At 65.4% G+C, this 13949-nt stretch carries 16 protein-coding genes; 6 read left to right on the top strand and 10 right to left on the bottom strand.

What is annotated here, in order from left to right:
* Positions 1 to 41: 41 nt before the first annotated feature.
* Both U8330_RS16515 and U8330_RS16520 read right to left on the bottom strand, forming a co-directional pair.
* Entirely contained in the window at positions 42 to 470 is a 429-nt protein-coding gene (locus U8330_RS16515; protein ID WP_323106336.1) for a pyridoxamine 5'-phosphate oxidase family protein, read from the bottom strand.
* A gap of 74 nt (positions 471 to 544) precedes the next feature.
* Positions 545 to 1444, bottom strand: coding sequence for an LOG family protein (locus U8330_RS16520; protein WP_323106337.1), 900 nt, complete (start codon positions 1442 to 1444; stop codon positions 545 to 547).
* Positions 1445 to 1611: 167 nt separating this feature from the next.
* Here U8330_RS16520 and dapD point away from each other — a divergent pair, with 167 nt between their 5' ends.
* Entirely contained in the window at positions 1612 to 2469 is an 858-nt protein-coding gene (gene dapD, locus U8330_RS16525) for a 2,3,4,5-tetrahydropyridine-2,6-dicarboxylate N-succinyltransferase (RefSeq protein ID WP_323106338.1), read from the top strand.
* A 180-nt stretch (positions 2470 to 2649) separates the two neighbouring features.
* On the opposite strand, the gene U8330_RS16530 is transcribed toward dapD, so the two are convergent.
* The 3 genes from U8330_RS16530 to U8330_RS16540 all read right to left on the bottom strand — a co-directional run bounded on the left by U8330_RS16530 (position 2650) and on the right by U8330_RS16540 (position 5176).
* Positions 2650 to 3699, bottom strand: coding sequence for an aldo/keto reductase (locus U8330_RS16530; protein WP_323106339.1), 1050 nt, complete (start codon positions 3697 to 3699; stop codon positions 2650 to 2652).
* 122 nt (positions 3700 to 3821) lie between these two features.
* Entirely contained in the window at positions 3822 to 4901 is a 1080-nt protein-coding gene (gene dmeF / locus U8330_RS16535) for a CDF family Co(II)/Ni(II) efflux transporter DmeF (protein ID WP_323106340.1), read from the bottom strand.
* Positions 4898 to 5176, bottom strand: a complete 279-nt coding sequence (locus tag U8330_RS16540; protein WP_323106341.1) for a metal/formaldehyde-sensitive transcriptional repressor — start codon at positions 5174 to 5176, stop codon at positions 4898 to 4900. The genes dmeF and U8330_RS16540 overlap by 4 nt, the downstream gene beginning before the upstream one ends.
* 128 nt (positions 5177 to 5304) lie before the next feature.
* Between U8330_RS16540 and dapE the strand changes: the two genes are divergently transcribed.
* The gene (dapE, locus tag U8330_RS16545; protein WP_323106342.1) at positions 5305 to 6516 is read left to right on the top strand and encodes a succinyl-diaminopimelate desuccinylase; all 1212 of its coding nucleotides are present in this window, start codon (positions 5305 to 5307) and stop codon (positions 6514 to 6516) included.
* Positions 6503 to 7102, top strand: coding sequence for a hypothetical protein (locus tag U8330_RS16550; RefSeq protein ID WP_323106343.1), 600 nt, complete (start codon positions 6503 to 6505; stop codon positions 7100 to 7102). Before dapE ends, U8330_RS16550 begins: the two co-directional genes overlap by 14 nt.
* Positions 7103 to 7114: 12 nt before the next feature.
* Here the strand turns inward: U8330_RS16550 and truA are convergent, their stop codons facing one another.
* From truA to def, 4 genes are read right to left on the bottom strand one after another with little or no spacing between them, the layout of a single operon-like run.
* The gene (gene truA / locus U8330_RS16555; RefSeq protein ID WP_323106344.1) at positions 7115 to 7858 is read right to left on the bottom strand and encodes a tRNA pseudouridine(38-40) synthase TruA; all 744 of its coding nucleotides are present in this window, start codon (positions 7856 to 7858) and stop codon (positions 7115 to 7117) included.
* Positions 7858 to 8793 (bottom strand): methionyl-tRNA formyltransferase, encoded by a 936-nt coding sequence (gene fmt / locus U8330_RS16560; RefSeq protein WP_323106345.1) that lies wholly within the window; start codon positions 8791 to 8793, stop codon positions 7858 to 7860. The genes truA and fmt overlap by 1 nt, the downstream gene beginning before the upstream one ends.
* A 50-nt stretch (positions 8794 to 8843) precedes the next feature.
* Positions 8844 to 9461 (bottom strand): AraC family transcriptional regulator, encoded by a 618-nt coding sequence (locus U8330_RS16565; RefSeq protein WP_323106346.1) that lies wholly within the window; start codon positions 9459 to 9461, stop codon positions 8844 to 8846.
* 35 nt (positions 9462 to 9496) lie between these two features.
* Complete coding sequence (def, locus tag U8330_RS16570) at positions 9497 to 10021, bottom strand: peptide deformylase (protein ID WP_323106347.1); 525 nt, start codon at positions 10019 to 10021, stop codon at positions 9497 to 9499.
* A gap of 133 nt (positions 10022 to 10154) precedes the next feature.
* On the opposite strand from def, the gene U8330_RS16575 reads away from it, so the two are divergent.
* The 3 genes from U8330_RS16575 (at position 10155) to U8330_RS16585 (ending at position 12790) form a co-directional block, all read left to right on the top strand.
* Positions 10155 to 11327 carry a DNA recombination protein RmuC gene (locus U8330_RS16575; protein ID WP_323106348.1) on the top strand — a complete coding sequence of 391 codons (1173 nt, stop codon included), beginning with the start codon at positions 10155 to 10157 and terminating at the stop codon, positions 11325 to 11327.
* Between the two features lie 67 nt (positions 11328 to 11394).
* Positions 11395 to 12294 (top strand): ribokinase, encoded by a 900-nt coding sequence (locus U8330_RS16580; protein ID WP_323106349.1) that lies wholly within the window; start codon positions 11395 to 11397, stop codon positions 12292 to 12294.
* Positions 12295 to 12394: 100 nt separating this feature from the next.
* A complete protein-coding gene (locus tag U8330_RS16585) occupies positions 12395 to 12790 on the top strand; it encodes a hypothetical protein (RefSeq protein ID WP_416236872.1) in 396 nt (131 codons plus the stop codon).
* A gap of 70 nt (positions 12791 to 12860) precedes the next feature.
* Here the strand turns inward: U8330_RS16585 and U8330_RS16590 are convergent, their stop codons facing one another.
* Positions 12861 to 13805 carry a nucleoside hydrolase gene (locus U8330_RS16590; RefSeq protein WP_323106350.1) on the bottom strand — a complete coding sequence of 315 codons (945 nt, stop codon included), beginning with the start codon at positions 13803 to 13805 and terminating at the stop codon, positions 12861 to 12863.
* Positions 13806 to 13949: the final 144 nt, after the last annotated feature.

The following is a 13949-nucleotide window of genomic DNA, read 5'->3' on the forward strand; positions in this document are numbered from 1 at the left end:
GTGGCACGGTCCTGCAGGTCGAATGGAAGAAACCGATCCGATCAGTGACGGCTCTTCAGCGTGATCTCGCCATCCTCTTCGCCGTCCCAGTAATGTGCGCGCTCGGCGTGGACCTTGATCATCACCAGGCCCTTCGTATCGATTCCATCTTCGAACCAGGTGTCGATGTCCGGCGACCAGTGCTTGGCGAACTCGCCCTTGTCGCGGATGAGTTCGGCTTGGCCCTCGATCGCGATCAGGAAAGCCTTGGCACCCTGGAAGCTCAGCGCCACCTTCGGGTCCTTCTTGATGTCCTCGACCGTGCGGGTGTCGTCCATGGTGAAGTAGTAGGAATCGCCGTCGTAATCGACCTGCTGGTTGTTGCTCATCGGCCGGCCGGCAATCGCCCCGCCCTCGGTGTGTGTGGAGAGCATGCAGATATCGATCTCGCGGATCTTGGCTGCGAAATCGGAAAGGCTGCGGTCGGTCATGGCGTTGTCCTTTGGAACAGTCGTTTCATCTTCCGCGGGACAACGCGTCAGGACCCGATCGGTTGCCTGGCTCCCTATCGATCGAGCGTCGCCAGGGGCAGCGAAGCGGGGTCAACGCTGGCATAGAACCGCTCGATGATCGCCCAGGCCTCATCCGCGGTCTCGACGAAGTGCATGAGGTCGACATCGCCCGGCGCGATCGTGCCGAAACGGGCCAGCGCGTCGAAATCGATGATCGAGCGCCAAAACGACTCGCCGAACAGGATGAGCGGCACGAGTGCCATGCGCCCGGTCTGCATCAGCGTCACGGTCTCGAACAGCTCGTCGAGGGTGCCGAAGCCGCCGGGGAAGACGGTGACCGCCTTGGCCCGCACGAGGAAATGCATCTTGCGAATGGCGAAGTAATGGAAGTTGAAGGAGAGCTCCGGCGTCACATAGGCGTTTGGAGCCTGTTCGTGCGGCAGCACGACGTTGAGGCCGATCGAGGGAGCGCCGACATCGGCAGCGCCGCGATTGCCCGCTTCCATCACGCCCGGGCCGCCGCCGGTGACGATGACGAAATCCTTATAGCCGGACTGCGCTGCATGGCGCGAGCAGATCTGCGCGAACTTGCGGGCTTCGTCATAATAGACCGATGCCGCTTCCAGGCTGGCGCGCTGCACCTCGTTCTTTGCCGCCCGGGCGGCCTGCCCCGGCGCCGGAATGCGGGCGCCGCCGAACATGACGACGGTGGAGGTGATGCCGCGCTCGGTCAGCGCCATTTCGGTTTTCAGAAGCTCCAGCTGCAGCCGGATCGGCCGAAGCTCTTCCCGGCAGAGAAACTCGTCATCGGCATAGGCCAGCCGATAGGAGGGCGAGACTGACTGTGGCGTTGCCGGCACGCCGGCGGCGCGGTTTTTTGCCTCGCCGCTATCGGCCAGTGCATCCCATGCCCCATCCTTGCGTCGCAAATTGCGCTTCTTCATCCGTGCCATTGTCAGTCCTGTCCGACTTTCGTCGCTGCTTACCGTTGTCTCTGGGTGAAGGCCGGACATAGACAATGCGTCTCCGCCGGCCGCAACTGAAAAACACTTCAACTTTGCCTGAGCTTGATTTACAGCGGGTGAGTTTTTCCCCTCGAGCCTTTGAAGAAGGACCCGCGATGACCAGCGCCGATCTCGCCACCCTTGCCCAGACGATCGATACCGCCTTCGACAACCGCGACACGATCGGCACTGGCACCAAGGGCGAAGTGCGCGACGCGGTGGAAACCGCGCTGAACCTGCTTGACGCCGGCAAGGCCCGCGTGGCCGAGCGCGGGGACGATGGCACCTGGACGGTCAACCAGTGGCTAAAGAAGGCCGTGCTGCTTTCCTTCCGGCTGAACCCGATGGAAATCGTCAAGGGCGGGCCCGGCCAGTCGGTCTGGTGGGACAAGGTGCCCTCCAAGTTCGACGGCTGGAGCGTCAACGAGTTCGAACGCGCCGGCTTCCGGGCCGTGCCGAACTGCGTTGTCCGCCGCTCGGCCTATATCGCGCCGAACGCGATCCTGATGCCGTCCTTCGTCAATCTCGGCGCCTATGTCGGCGAAGGCACGATGGTCGATACCTGGGCCACCGTCGGCTCCTGCGCACAGATCGGCGCCCATGTGCATCTCTCGGGCGGCGTCGGCATCGGCGGCGTGCTGGAACCCATGCAGGCCGGCCCGACGATCATCGAGGACAATTGCTTCATCGGCGCGCGCTCCGAGGTGGTCGAAGGCTGCATCGTGCGCGAGGGGTCGGTGCTCGGCATGGGCGTCTTCATCGGCAAGTCGACCAAGATCGTCGATCGCGCCACCGGCGAGATCACCTATGGCGAGGTGCCGCCCTACTCCGTCGTCGTCGCCGGCTCGCTGCCTTCCGACAAGACCATGGCGAACGGTCAGCCGGCTCCGAACCTCTACTGCGCGGTGATCGTGAAGCGGGTCGATGAGAAGACCCGCTCCAAGACCGGCATCAACGAGCTCCTGCGCGACTAGTGGAATGATTTAGACATTTGGTACCCACCTGCGGCGATCTCGAGGATCAAATGTCAAATTCGTAAATTCCACTAGAAACATAAACCTAGCTAGTGGTCTTCATGATTTTGACATTGCTCTCGAGGGTTCAGCAAGCGGTAGCGAATGTCAAAATCAGACCACTAGTGCCGCAAGCCCGCCTCAGCCCTTCGGCGTGAAGGGCTGGGGGATGCGCGCCGCGCCCTGACGGGCCAGCATCCAGCCCGGATATTCCGGCGGCAGGGCACTCACTTCGTCGAGCTTGGCGAGATCGTCGGCATCGAGCGTCAGCGCCACGGCCTTCAGGTTCTCGTCCAGCTGCTCGATCCGCTTGGCGCCGATGATGACGCTGGTGACGAAGGGCTTGGCGAGAAGATAGGCGAGCGCCACTTCGGCAACGCTTGCGCCATGCTTGGCACCCACCTCGCGCATGGCCGCCACGCAGGCCCAGGCGCGATCCTGCTCCACCGGCGGGAAGTCGAAATTGGCACGGCGGCCTTCGCCATTACCGGGCGCGCCCGGGCCGTATTTGCCGGACAGCAGCCCACCGGCGAGCGGCGACCAGACCATGAGGCCGATCTTCTCTTCGGTGAGCAGCGGCACGATCTCGCGTTCGAGGTCGCGGCCGGCGATGGAGTAATAGGCCTGCAGGCTTTCTGCCCGGGCGAAACCCTTGCGCTCGGAAATGCCCAGCGCCTTGGCGATGCGCCAGGCCTGCCAGTTGGAAAGCCCGACATAGCGAACGAGGCCGCGCGAGACGAGATCGTCCAGCGCCCGCAGCGTCTCCTCGATCGGCGTGACCGGATCGGTCCCGTGGACCTGGTAGAGATCGATATGGTCGGTCTGCAGCCGCTCGAGGCTTTGTTCGACCGAATCCATGATATGGCCGCGCGAGGCGCCGCGATCATTGGGCTTGTCGCCCATCTGGCCGAAGACCTTGGTGGCGATCACCACATCCTTGCGGGGGATGGAGAGGTCCTTCAAGGCCTGGCCCAGCATCCGCTCCGACTGGCCGAAGGAGTAGACATCGGCTGTGTCGATGAAGTTGACACCTGCGGAGAGCGCTCGCTCGACGATGCGATTGGCCGAAGCCTGGTCGACATCGGCGATCGCACCCCAGGTAGTGCCACTGCCGGCTTCGCCGAAGGTCATGGTGCCGAGGCAGAGCTCGGAAACGAAAAGTCCTGTATTGCCGAATTGATTGTAGCGCATGGTGGATGCGTCCTTGCCGTTTCGGTGTGATCGGGGAGGCCGGCACGCGCAGCGCCGGAACACCCGAACATAGCGCCGAAACCGAGCAAGGCGAGGGCCAATAGCGAAAGTATACGCTTACCTTAAGCCGGCTCGACCTCGATCGTGACATGCGAGAGCGCGGCGAGATGGCTGAGCTTGTCGCGGTAGAAGGCGGGCGGTGCCGGTCTGCGTGCGGCGAGCGAGACGATGGCGCCGTGATGGCCGGGCCCGAGCTGCCAGACATGCAGATCATTGACCTGCGCCCCCTCCGCCTCGATGACCCGGCGGATCTCGCCGGGCAGGCTTTCATCCTCCGGCACGAAGTCGATCAGCACCCGGCCGGTATCGCGCACCAGGCTGAAGGACCAGCGTGCAATGACGAGCGCCCCCAGAATGCCGATGGCCGGGTCAAGCCAGGTCCAGCCATAGAGCGAGCCGAGCAGCAGCGCCGCAATGGCGAGGACGGAGGTCAGCGCATCGGCCAGCACATGCAGATAGGCGCCGCGCAAATTGTTGTCGCGCACCGGACGCGAGGAGAGCGGCGCCGCGGCAGGCGGATGGTCCTCGCTCTGGTGGGCATGGTCGTGATGAGCGTGGTGGGAGTGGCCATGGTGATCGTGCTCGTGATGTGCATGGGCATGGGCATGATGATCGTGACCGTGATGTCCATGGCCATGCGTATGCCCGTGATGATGGCCGTGGTGGTGGCCATGCGCATGGCCGTGGTCGCCGAGCAGGAAGGCGCAGAGCAGGTTGATCGCAAGGCCGAAGCTTGCAACGGCAATGGCCTGGCCGAAATCGATCGGTACCGGCGCCATCAGCCGCTGCGCGCTTTCCCAGGCAATGAACAGCGCCACCAGGGCAAGCACGATCGCGCTGGCAAATCCCGCGAGATCGCCCAGCTTGCCGGTGCCGAAGGTGAAGCGCGGATCGCGCGCGTGGCGGCGGGCGTAGAGATAGGCAAGCGCGGCGATCATCAGCGCCGCCGCATGGGTGGACATGTGCCAGCCGTCCGCCACCAGCGCCATGGAGCCGAACAGCGAACCGGCCACGATTTCGAGCACCATCGTCGCTGTCGTCAGGCCGATGACGATCCAGGTCCGTGTCTCGTTGCGCTGATGGTCTTCGCCGAGGAAGACATGCTGATGGCGGCTGGCCAGCCGCGGCTCTTCGGGGGTCATTTCAAATAGGTCCTCATGACGTCGATCAGGTCCGCGGCGCCCTGGGCACGGTCCGGATCCGTTTCGCGGGCGGGATCCACCACATGGTTGCGGATGTGATCCTCGATCAGTTCGGCGGTCAGCCCGGTGACAGCACCGCGCACGGAGGCGACCTGGTTCAAGACCGCGCCGCAGGGCTCCTCCGCCTCGATCGCCCGCTCGATGGCTTCGATCTGGCCCTTCAGCCGGCGGACACGGGCGAGCAGCTTCGCCTTGTTCTTGGAAAGGTGCGACATAGCATAGGGGGATACCCTATCCTTCCGGAAGCGACAAGGGCATCGGCGGCCTGTATGCCGTGACAGGCCGTTGGGGATCGGCTAGACCTTGTGGCCGAATCTTCAGTCCCGCCTCTTCCTGGACGTCCATGCCTCTTCCCACAGATCCAGCCGACCTTCTCGCCGCATTGATCCGCTGCCCCTCCGTCACGCCGGCCGAAGGCGGGGCGCTGTCGGCCTTGACCGACATGCTGACCCCGCTTGGCTTTGCCGTCGAGCGCGTTGTCGCAACCGAGCACGGCACGCCGGATATCGACAATCTCTACGCTCGCCTTGGGAACGAAGGGCCGCATCTGATGTTTGCCGGCCATACGGACGTGGTGCCCGTTGGCGACGAGAGCCAGTGGTCGCATCCGCCCTTCAGCGCAGCAGTGTCGGACGGGATGATGTTTGGTCGTGGGGCGGTGGATATGAAAGGCGGCATCGCCTGTTTCGTTGCCGCCGTCGCCCGCTATCTCGACCGCCACGGCGCGCCCAGGGGCTCGATCTCCTTCCTGATTACGGGCGACGAAGAAGGGCCGGCGATCAACGGCACCACCAAGCTGCTCGACTGGGCGGTGGCCCGCGGCGAGCGTTGGGATGCCGCCGTCGTCGGCGAGCCGACCAATCCGCAGGCGCTGGGCGACATGATCAAGATCGGGCGTCGTGGCTCGCTGTCGGGCACGCTCACCGTCCACGGCATTCAGGGCCATGCGGCCTATCCGCATCTCGCCGACAACCCGGTGCGCGGGCTCTTGCAATTGACGACCGCCTTGATGGATCCGCCCTTCGATGCCGGCACCAGCGATTTCCAGCCGTCGAATCTCGAAGTCACGACGGTCGATGTCGGCAATCCGGCGGTCAACGTCATCCCGGCGCGGGCGAGCGCCCGGTTCAACATCCGCTTCAACGATCGCTGGTCGGCCGAGAGCCTGAAGGCGGAGATCGTCGGCCGGCTCGATCGCGCGGCGGCAGAAGGCCGGCTCCGGCCCGAGCGCGAGCCGGTGCGCTACGAAATCGCCTGGACGGAGCGCCCGAGCCCGGTGTTCCTCACCCGCAGCAACCAGCTGATTGCTTCGCTCTCCTCGGCCATTGAGAGCGTGACCGGACGTGAGCCGACGCTTTCGACCACCGGCGGCACCTCCGATGCCCGCTTCATCAAGGATCATTGCCCGGTGGTCGAGTTCGGCTTGGTCGGACAGACCATGCATATGGTGGACGAGCGCGTGGCGCTCGCCGATCTCGAAACCCTGACCGGCATCTATCTGGCCTTCCTGGAACGCTGGTTCGAGCAGAAAGACGGGCGCGATGCCGCAGCTTGAGGAGATCGGCATCTACCTCAGGGGTATCTGGCTGCTCGTGCAGGGCAAGAGCGAAGGGTTCCGCTGGCTGGACCTGACGCCACGCGGCGTCTGGCGGTCGTTCGGCGCCATTCTTTGGTGCCTGCCGGCCATGGCGGTCAGCTGGGCCTCGTGGCGGATGATGTTTCTGGCCGAGATGCCGAGCGGCAGCGAGGCCGGCATGGCCTTCATCTTCAAGCTCTTCCTGGTGGATGTCATCACTTGGCTGATGCCGCTGATCCTGATTGCCGCGCTGTCCGGGCCGCTCGGCTTTGCCGATGCGCTGATCGCCATCATCGTCTCGACCAACTGGCTGTCGATCCCGGTCTTCTACGGCATGGCCCTGCCGGCGGCGATCCGTCTCGTCGTTCCGGGTAGCGAGGGGCTTTCCGCCATGCTGTCGATCACGCTGCTGGTCGCGATGCTGATCGCCACCTACCGTGTCCTGAAAGCCGTGACGGGGGAAAACCAGACGCTGCTGGCGAGCACGCTCTGCGTCATTCTCGTCCTGCCGCCGCTGATGGTCGGCAACATGCTGCAGCGCTTCTTCGAACTGCTGCCGCCCTGAGCGAAGCGCGGCTCAGTAGTCCACCTGCATGAAATAGAGCCCCTCCGGCGGCGCCACCGGGCCGCAGGCCTTGCGGTCGCGGGCCTGAAGCGCGGCACGGACATCTTCCACGCTCCACTTGCCCTCGCCGGCAAGCTTCAGCGTCCCGGCCAGCGAACGGATCTGGTTGTGCAGGAAGCTCTGGGCGCTGGCGCGGATCTCGATCACGTCGCCGTCTTGCGTCACATCCAGCCGATCCAGCGTGCGCACCGGACTGTTGGCCTGGCAATGGGCGGAGCGGAAGGTGGTGAAGTCGTGCTGGCCGGTCAGCACCTGCGCCGCCTCGTGCATGCGCGCGGCATCGAGCGGCTTGACCACCCACCAGACGCGCCGCGCCTCCAGCGCCGGCGGCGAGCGGCGGCAGAGGATGCGGTACAGATAGTGCCGGCGGACGGCGGAGAAGCGCGCATCGAACCCCTCGTCCACCGCCGCCACATCGAGGATCGCCACCTGCTCGCCGGCCTGGCCGAGATGGGCATTGAGCGCATTGCGCAGCGTGTCCGGCTTCCAGTCGCGGGAAAGATCGGCATGGGCCACCTGCCCGCGCGCGTGAACGCCGGAATCCGTGCGCCCGGCGCCACGGATCGACACGGTTTCGCCGGTCAGGCGCAGGATCGCGCCTTCGATCGCCCCCTGAACCGAAGCGCCGTTCTCCTGCCGCTGCCAGCCGACATAGGACCAGCCGTCATACTCCACCGTCATGCGGAAGCGCGGCATCAGAACAGCCTTGTTCCGGCCGGAACGGGCGTGCCGCGGCGGAAGGTTTCCGCATCGAGCACCTTGCCGCCGGCCTTCTGCAGCCGCGTCAGCCGCACGGCGCCATGCCCGCAGGCGATCGTCAGATCGTCGAACAGCGCCGTGCCGACCGTCCCGCTTGCCGTCTCGATTGTCGAGCCGAGCACTTTGACCCGTTCGCGCCGACCACCCACCTCCAGCTCGAACCAGGCGCCGGGCGCGGGGGAAAGGCCGCGAATATGGTCGTGAACCTCCCTGGCCGGCCGGGAGAAATCGATATGGGTTTCCCCCTTGTCGATCTTGGCGGCGTAGAGCACGCCCTCTTCCGGCTGCGGCGTTAGCGCCAGCGCACCCGCTTCGAGCCGGTCCATCGCCTGGCGCATCAGCCGGGCGCTGACCAGCTTCAGCCGGTCGTGCAGTTCGCCGGCCGTCATGTCGGTCTGGATCGGCACGATCTCGCTCAGGGCCACGGGGCCGGTGTCCAGCCCCTTCTCCATCTTCATCACCATCATGCCGGTTTTCCGGTCGCCGGCCATGATCGCCCGCTGGATCGGCGCGGCACCGCGCCAGCGTGGCAGCAGCGAGGCATGGCCGTTGTAGCAGCCGAGCCGGGTCCCCTCCAGAATGGCCTGCGGCAGCAGCAGGCCATAGGCAACCACGACCGCGACATCCGCTTCGAAGGCGCGAAAGGTCTCGCGGTCCGCCTCGTCCTTGAAGTTCACGGGCGTCAGTACCGGCTTGCCGAGCAGCTCTGCCGCCTGGTGAACGGGCGACTTCTGCAGATCGAGCCCACGCCGCCCGCCGGGGCGCGGCGGCTGGGTATAGATGGCCACGACCTCATGGCCGGCCTCGGCAAGCGCGGCCAGGGTCGGCACGGAAAAATCCGGCGTTCCCATGAAGATGATGCGAAGCGACATGGCGCAGTCCCGTGTTGGAGGATCGTTCAAACCCCCTTCCGCGCCATAGATCAAGCCTTTTTTGCCGCCCGGAAGGCACTCGGGCTCACGCCCGCCACGCGCAGGAACTCGCGGTTGAAGTTGGATTTGGTCATGAACCCGGCCTCGAGCGCCAGCTGCGTCACCGGCATGTCGGTCTCAATGAGCAGCGCCTGCGCCTGGGCGACCCGCAGGCCGTTCACGTAAGCTGATACCGACATTCCATGCACCCGGTTGATGGCCTGCGAAACGGCGCGGGCAGGTCGCTTGACCCGGCGGGCGAGACGCATGAGGTTCAGTTCGAGATCGCGGTAGAGCGCCGTCTCCAGCATCAGCCGATCGATCTCCGCGGCGATCGCCGCATCCTCGGCGGTTGCGACGAGATCCGCACCGCCCGTCGCGTCGCCGGAACGCTCGGCATCCTCCTCCTCCGGCAAGGGCGGACGATCCGCCCCTCCCGGTTCCGCGAAGGCGGCCGCCCAGGAAAAGAGCGCAAGGCTGATCGTTGTTCCCGTGGAAACGACGAGGCCGCCACCGTCGGCACGGCCATCAGCTATGTCATGGAGGCGACCGCATCCCGGATCGACAGCCGGCTGCCCAACACGCAAGGCGCCAAGCCGGAGATCGCGATCCGCGGCAGCATGTTGCATGCAACGATCCGATAGGCTTCGTGCGGCTCGGCCTGTCAGATCGCCTTCGACCCGCGCATCTTCGCCGCTTTGGTGAATTTGCGGATGACCATTTCCCGCTTCAGCTTGGAAATATGGTCGATGAACAGCACGCCGTTCAGATGGTCGATCTCATGCTGGAGGCAGGTGGCGAGCAGGCCATCGGCCTCCATCTGCCGCTCCGCTCCTTCGCGGTCGAGATAGCGTAGCGTAATGGCAGCCGGACGTTCGACCTCCGCATAATAGTCGGGGATCGAGAGACAGCCTTCCTCATAGGTCGAGCGCGCCTCGGAGGAGCCGAGAATTTCCGGATTGATGAAGACCTGCGGCGCCTTCTCCTCGCCCTCCTTCGCCACGTCGATCACCAGCATGCGGCGCGGCACGCCGATCTGGATGGCGGCAAGGCCGATGCCGGGCGCATCATACATGGTCTCGAGCATATCGTCGGCGAGCCGCTTCACGGCGTCGTCAACGCGCTCCAGCGGCGCGGAGACCTGGCGGAGGACGGGATCGGGAAGGATGATGAGCGGCTTGATGGTCATGGCGCTCTGATAACCGATCTTTTCCGGCCTGGGAATTGTTCGAACGGTGGCCAATCGCTGAAATCGCGCGCAAAACGTCTCGATGTTCTTGCTTTGATCTGGAATTTGCCTGCGATCCTGTTAGCCTCATGCCATGACAGAGCTGCTTTCTCCCCTCGCCGCCGCCACCGGATTGCCGCCGGCTGGTCTTCTCCTTGCGCTCGCCGTCTGCGCACTCGTCCTTCTTGCCCTCCTCATTCTGGCTGTCACCGCGCGGGGTGCCCGCCGCCGCGCGGTGGAATCGGACCAGCGCATGGCGGCGCTTCTGGCAGCCCAGGGCGAAATGCAGGGCCGGATGGCGACGCTGGCCGAGATCTTCGGCAGCCGCCAGTCCGAGCTCAATCAGTCGCTCAACCAGCGCCTCGACGGGATGACCCAGCGGATCGGCGCCACGATCGGCGAGCAGACCCGCACGACGCATGAGAACCTGCGCCGCCTGCAGGAGCGGCTGGCGGTGATCGACGCCGCGCAGACCAATATCCAGACGCTGGCGAAGGACATGGCCGGGCTGCAGCAAATTCTCGCCAACAAGCAGACGCGTGGTGCCTTCGGCCAGGGTAGAATGGAGGCGATCGTCGCCGATGGCCTGCCGCAGGGCGGCTATGCCTTCCAGGCGACGCTTTCGAACGGCGCCCGACCCGACTGCACGATCCGCATGCCGAACGGGCAGCCGCAGCTGGTGATCGACGCCAAGTTTCCGCTGGAAGCCTGGAACGCCATGCGCGCAGCCAAGGATCCGGAGCTGGCGCGCGCGAGCGCCCAGCAGTTCCGGCGGGACATGGATGTCCATATCCGCGATATTTCCAGCAAATATCTGATCGCCGGCGAAACCCAGGAAACCGCCTTTCTCTTCGTTCCCTCCGAATCGATCTTTGCGGATATCCACGAGCATTTCGAAAGCCTGGTGCAGAAGGCGCACAAGGCGCGGGTCGTCATCGTCTCGCCTTCGCTGCTCATGCTGTCGATCCAGGTGGTGCAGTCGATCTCGCGCGACCAGCGGATGCGCGAGCAGGCACATCTGATCCAGAACGAGGTGGTCCGGCTGATGGAGGATCTGACGCGGCTGGACGACCGGGTGCGCAAGCTCCACGGCCACTTCACCGCCACGCAGAAGGATGTGGACGATATTCTTATCTCCTCCGACAAGGTAAAGCGCCGCGGCACCCGGATCGAGGCGCTGGAACTCGGCGAGCCCGCGGCACAGCCGGCCCCCGCCGCCGAACCGCGGCTCGGCGCATTGAAGCTGCGCGTGGTTGACGAGGACTGATCGGCTCGGGCAGTGTCGCGCCCCATGCGTCGGAACGGCGCAGAAGGCATGTCAGCGGGAGGTTCCTATGATCACGGTGTTCGGCTCCATCAATATGGATCTCATCGCCACCACGGCGCGGCTGCCGAAGCCGGGCGAAACGGTGGAAGGCAACGGCTTTTCCACCGCCGCCGGCGGCAAGGGTGCCAACCAGGCGCTGGCGGCGACACGCGCCGGCGCCGGCGTGCGCATGGCCGGGGCCGTCGGATCCGACAGTTTCGCCAAGGACGCGCTGGCCCTGATGCGGGCAGCGGGAACGGATTTGAGCGCGGTGAAGACCGCCGATCTGCCAACCGGCACGGCCCATATCCTGGTCGGCGGCGACGGGGAGAACATGATCGTCGTCGTGGCCGGGGCGAATGGCACCATGACGGACGCCGATGCGCGCGCCACCGTCGCCGCACTGTCGCCCACTGACACGCTGGTGCTGCAGCTCGAGATCCCGACCGGCGCGGTGGAGACGGCGCTGACGGAGGCGCGGGCCCGCAAGATCCGCTCGATCATCAACATCGCGCCGCTGACCGAGCACGCCGCCGCCCTTGGCCGCATGGCGGCGATCGTCGTTGCCAACGAAACCGAGTTCGAGCGCCTGGCCGGTCGAGACCGCCTTTCCTCCGAGGAGCGGGAACTTGCGATGCGCACGCTGGTCGAGGAAACCGGCCAGACCGTCATCGTTACGCTCGGCGCGGACGGCGTCATCGCCCTTCACGAAGGTGCCTTCTACCGTGCCAAGGGGCTGGTGATCGAGCCGGTCGACACGGTGGGCGCCGGCGACACCTTCTGTGGCTATCTGGCGGCGGGGCTCGATGCCGGTCTCGCCTTTGAAGAGGCGCTGTCGCGCGCGGCGATTGCCGGATCGCTCGCCTGCCTGAAGCCCGGCGCCCAACCGGCGATCCCGCTGGCAAGCGAGGTGGACGCCGCCCTTTGAGGGCGCCGCTCGTCTGCTGAGACGGTGCGTGACCAGCCTGCGGATGCGCTGTGCGCTATCGGAACCAATGCAGGCGGAGCGGCGTTAAGGGACGTCTTAAATGAACCTTGGCATTCGGCGCATCCGCACCCTGAACTCACGCGCCGAAGTGCCGCATTGGAGAACCCTGATGGCACCGTCCGCCGATTCCGAAATCACTGCGCTTCGCGAGGAAGTCTCCCGCCTGTCGAAGATCATCTCTGCCCAGAGCGCCCGCGCCTATAGCGACACCCGCGACCGCGCCAACGAGGCCTATGAAGCCGCTCTCCCGCATGCCCGCCGCGCCCTTGAGCAGGTCAAGGCCGAAGGCAGCGCCGTGGCGGAAGCGACCCGCGAACATCCTGTCGGCATTGGCGGCGTCGTGATTCTGGCGACCGCGCTCGGCATGGTGGTCGGCTATGCACTGGGTGCCGCCACCCAGTCCGAGCCGCGCAGCTGGTGGCGCAACTATTTCTGAGACGGGGCTGCGGCCCGATCGCAGCCTGTTCACGCCGCGCGTCCGAAGCGAAGCGCGGCGTCGTCCTGTTCTACAGCCGGGCTAGACGCTCGGTCAGCAGGTCGAAGAAGCCCTGATCGTCGACGAAGCGCATGACCTTGGCATTGTGCGGCCGCTTGGTCACCTGCCACCAGTCCACCACCGTCATGCCGACGGTCAGCTCGGACTGGGTCTCGATCTCGACATTGCAGTCGCGACCGGTGAAGAGCTCCGGCCGGATCAGATAGGCCGTCACGGTCGGATCATGCAGCGGCCCACCATCTGTGCCGTACTTCTCCACATCGAACCGCTCGAAGAAGTCCAGCATCTCGGCCATGGCGACGGCCGGCCGCGTGCCGATCGCCCGGATCTTGTCGACCCGCACCTTCAGCGTCAGCAGGCGGTGCGTGACATCGAGCGGCATCATGACGATCGGGATACCGGATTTGAAGACCATGTCGGCCGCTTCGGGATCGACATAGATGTTGAATTCGGCGGCGGGCGTAATGTTGCCGCCCTCGAAGAACCCGCCGCCCATCATAACCAGCTCGCGCACGCGGGATGCGACGTCGGGCGCCTTCTGCAGCACGAGCGCGATATTGGTCAAAGCCCCGAGCGTGCAGAGCGTGACGCTGCCTTCCGGTTCGCGCCGCAGAGTGTCGATGATGAAGTCGACCGCATGCCCCTCCTGAAGCGGCATGGTCGGCTCGGGAAGGGTCGGGCCGTCGAGGCCTGTTGCCCCGTGCACATATTCCGCCGTGATCAGCGGGCGCTTGAGCGGGCGGTCGGCGCCTGCATAGACCTTGATGTCCGGCCGGCTGCAGAGCTCGCAGATGACGCGGACATTGCGCTGCGTCCAGCTGAGCGGCACATTGCCGGCGACGGCCGTGATGCCGAGAACCTCGATCTCCTCCGGGCTTGCCAAGGCCAGCATGATGGCCGCGGCGTCATCCTGCCCGGGATCGGTGTCGATGATGATCTTTCTCGGCTGGCTCATGCACGGGTCCTTTCCCATCGTCGTTGTCACATGCGCTGGCCCGCGCGGGTTCGCCCCGAACCGCAGGCGCCCAGTCGCCTCGGCTCATGCGTGCCGCATCGCCCTGCGAACCGCAATCGCTTTCTCGCTCACCGACGGCCTCAA

This window comes from Rhizobium sp. CC-YZS058 (assembly GCF_034720595.1).
Taxonomy (GTDB): Bacteria; Pseudomonadota; Alphaproteobacteria; order Rhizobiales; family Rhizobiaceae; genus Ferranicluibacter.

What these genes read in the sequence shown, in the direction of transcription:
- U8330_RS16515 (WP_323106336.1), bottom strand. Translation starts at nt 470, where the DNA reads ATGACCGACCGCAGCCTTTCCGATTTCGCAGCCAAGATCCGCGAGATC.
- U8330_RS16520 (WP_323106337.1), bottom strand. Translation starts at nt 1,444, where the DNA reads ATGGCACGGATGAAGAAGCGCAATTTGCGACGCAAGGATGGGGCATGG.
- dapD (WP_323106338.1), top strand. Translation starts at nt 1,612, where the DNA reads ATGACCAGCGCCGATCTCGCCACCCTTGCCCAGACGATCGATACCGCC.
- U8330_RS16530 (WP_323106339.1), bottom strand. Translation starts at nt 3,699, where the DNA reads ATGCGCTACAATCAATTCGGCAATACAGGACTTTTCGTTTCCGAGCTC.
- dmeF (WP_323106340.1), bottom strand. Translation starts at nt 4,901, where the DNA reads ATGACCCCCGAAGAGCCGCGGCTGGCCAGCCGCCATCAGCATGTCTTC.
- U8330_RS16540 (WP_323106341.1), bottom strand. Translation starts at nt 5,176, where the DNA reads ATGTCGCACCTTTCCAAGAACAAGGCGAAGCTGCTCGCCCGTGTCCGC.
- dapE (WP_323106342.1), top strand. Translation starts at nt 5,305, where the DNA reads ATGCCTCTTCCCACAGATCCAGCCGACCTTCTCGCCGCATTGATCCGC.
- U8330_RS16550 (WP_323106343.1), top strand. Translation starts at nt 6,503, where the DNA reads ATGCCGCAGCTTGAGGAGATCGGCATCTACCTCAGGGGTATCTGGCTG.
- truA (WP_323106344.1), bottom strand. Translation starts at nt 7,858, where the DNA reads ATGCCGCGCTTCCGCATGACGGTGGAGTATGACGGCTGGTCCTATGTC.
- fmt (WP_323106345.1), bottom strand. Translation starts at nt 8,793, where the DNA reads ATGTCGCTTCGCATCATCTTCATGGGAACGCCGGATTTTTCCGTGCCG.
- U8330_RS16565 (WP_323106346.1), bottom strand. Translation starts at nt 9,461, where the DNA reads ATGCAACATGCTGCCGCGGATCGCGATCTCCGGCTTGGCGCCTTGCGT.
- def (WP_323106347.1), bottom strand. Translation starts at nt 10,021, where the DNA reads ATGACCATCAAGCCGCTCATCATCCTTCCCGATCCCGTCCTCCGCCAG.
- U8330_RS16575 (WP_323106348.1), top strand. Translation starts at nt 10,155, where the DNA reads ATGACAGAGCTGCTTTCTCCCCTCGCCGCCGCCACCGGATTGCCGCCG.
- U8330_RS16580 (WP_323106349.1), top strand. Translation starts at nt 11,395, where the DNA reads ATGATCACGGTGTTCGGCTCCATCAATATGGATCTCATCGCCACCACG.
- U8330_RS16585 (WP_416236872.1), top strand. Translation starts at nt 12,395, where the DNA reads ATGAACCTTGGCATTCGGCGCATCCGCACCCTGAACTCACGCGCCGAA.
- U8330_RS16590 (WP_323106350.1), bottom strand. Translation starts at nt 13,805, where the DNA reads ATGAGCCAGCCGAGAAAGATCATCATCGACACCGATCCCGGGCAGGAT.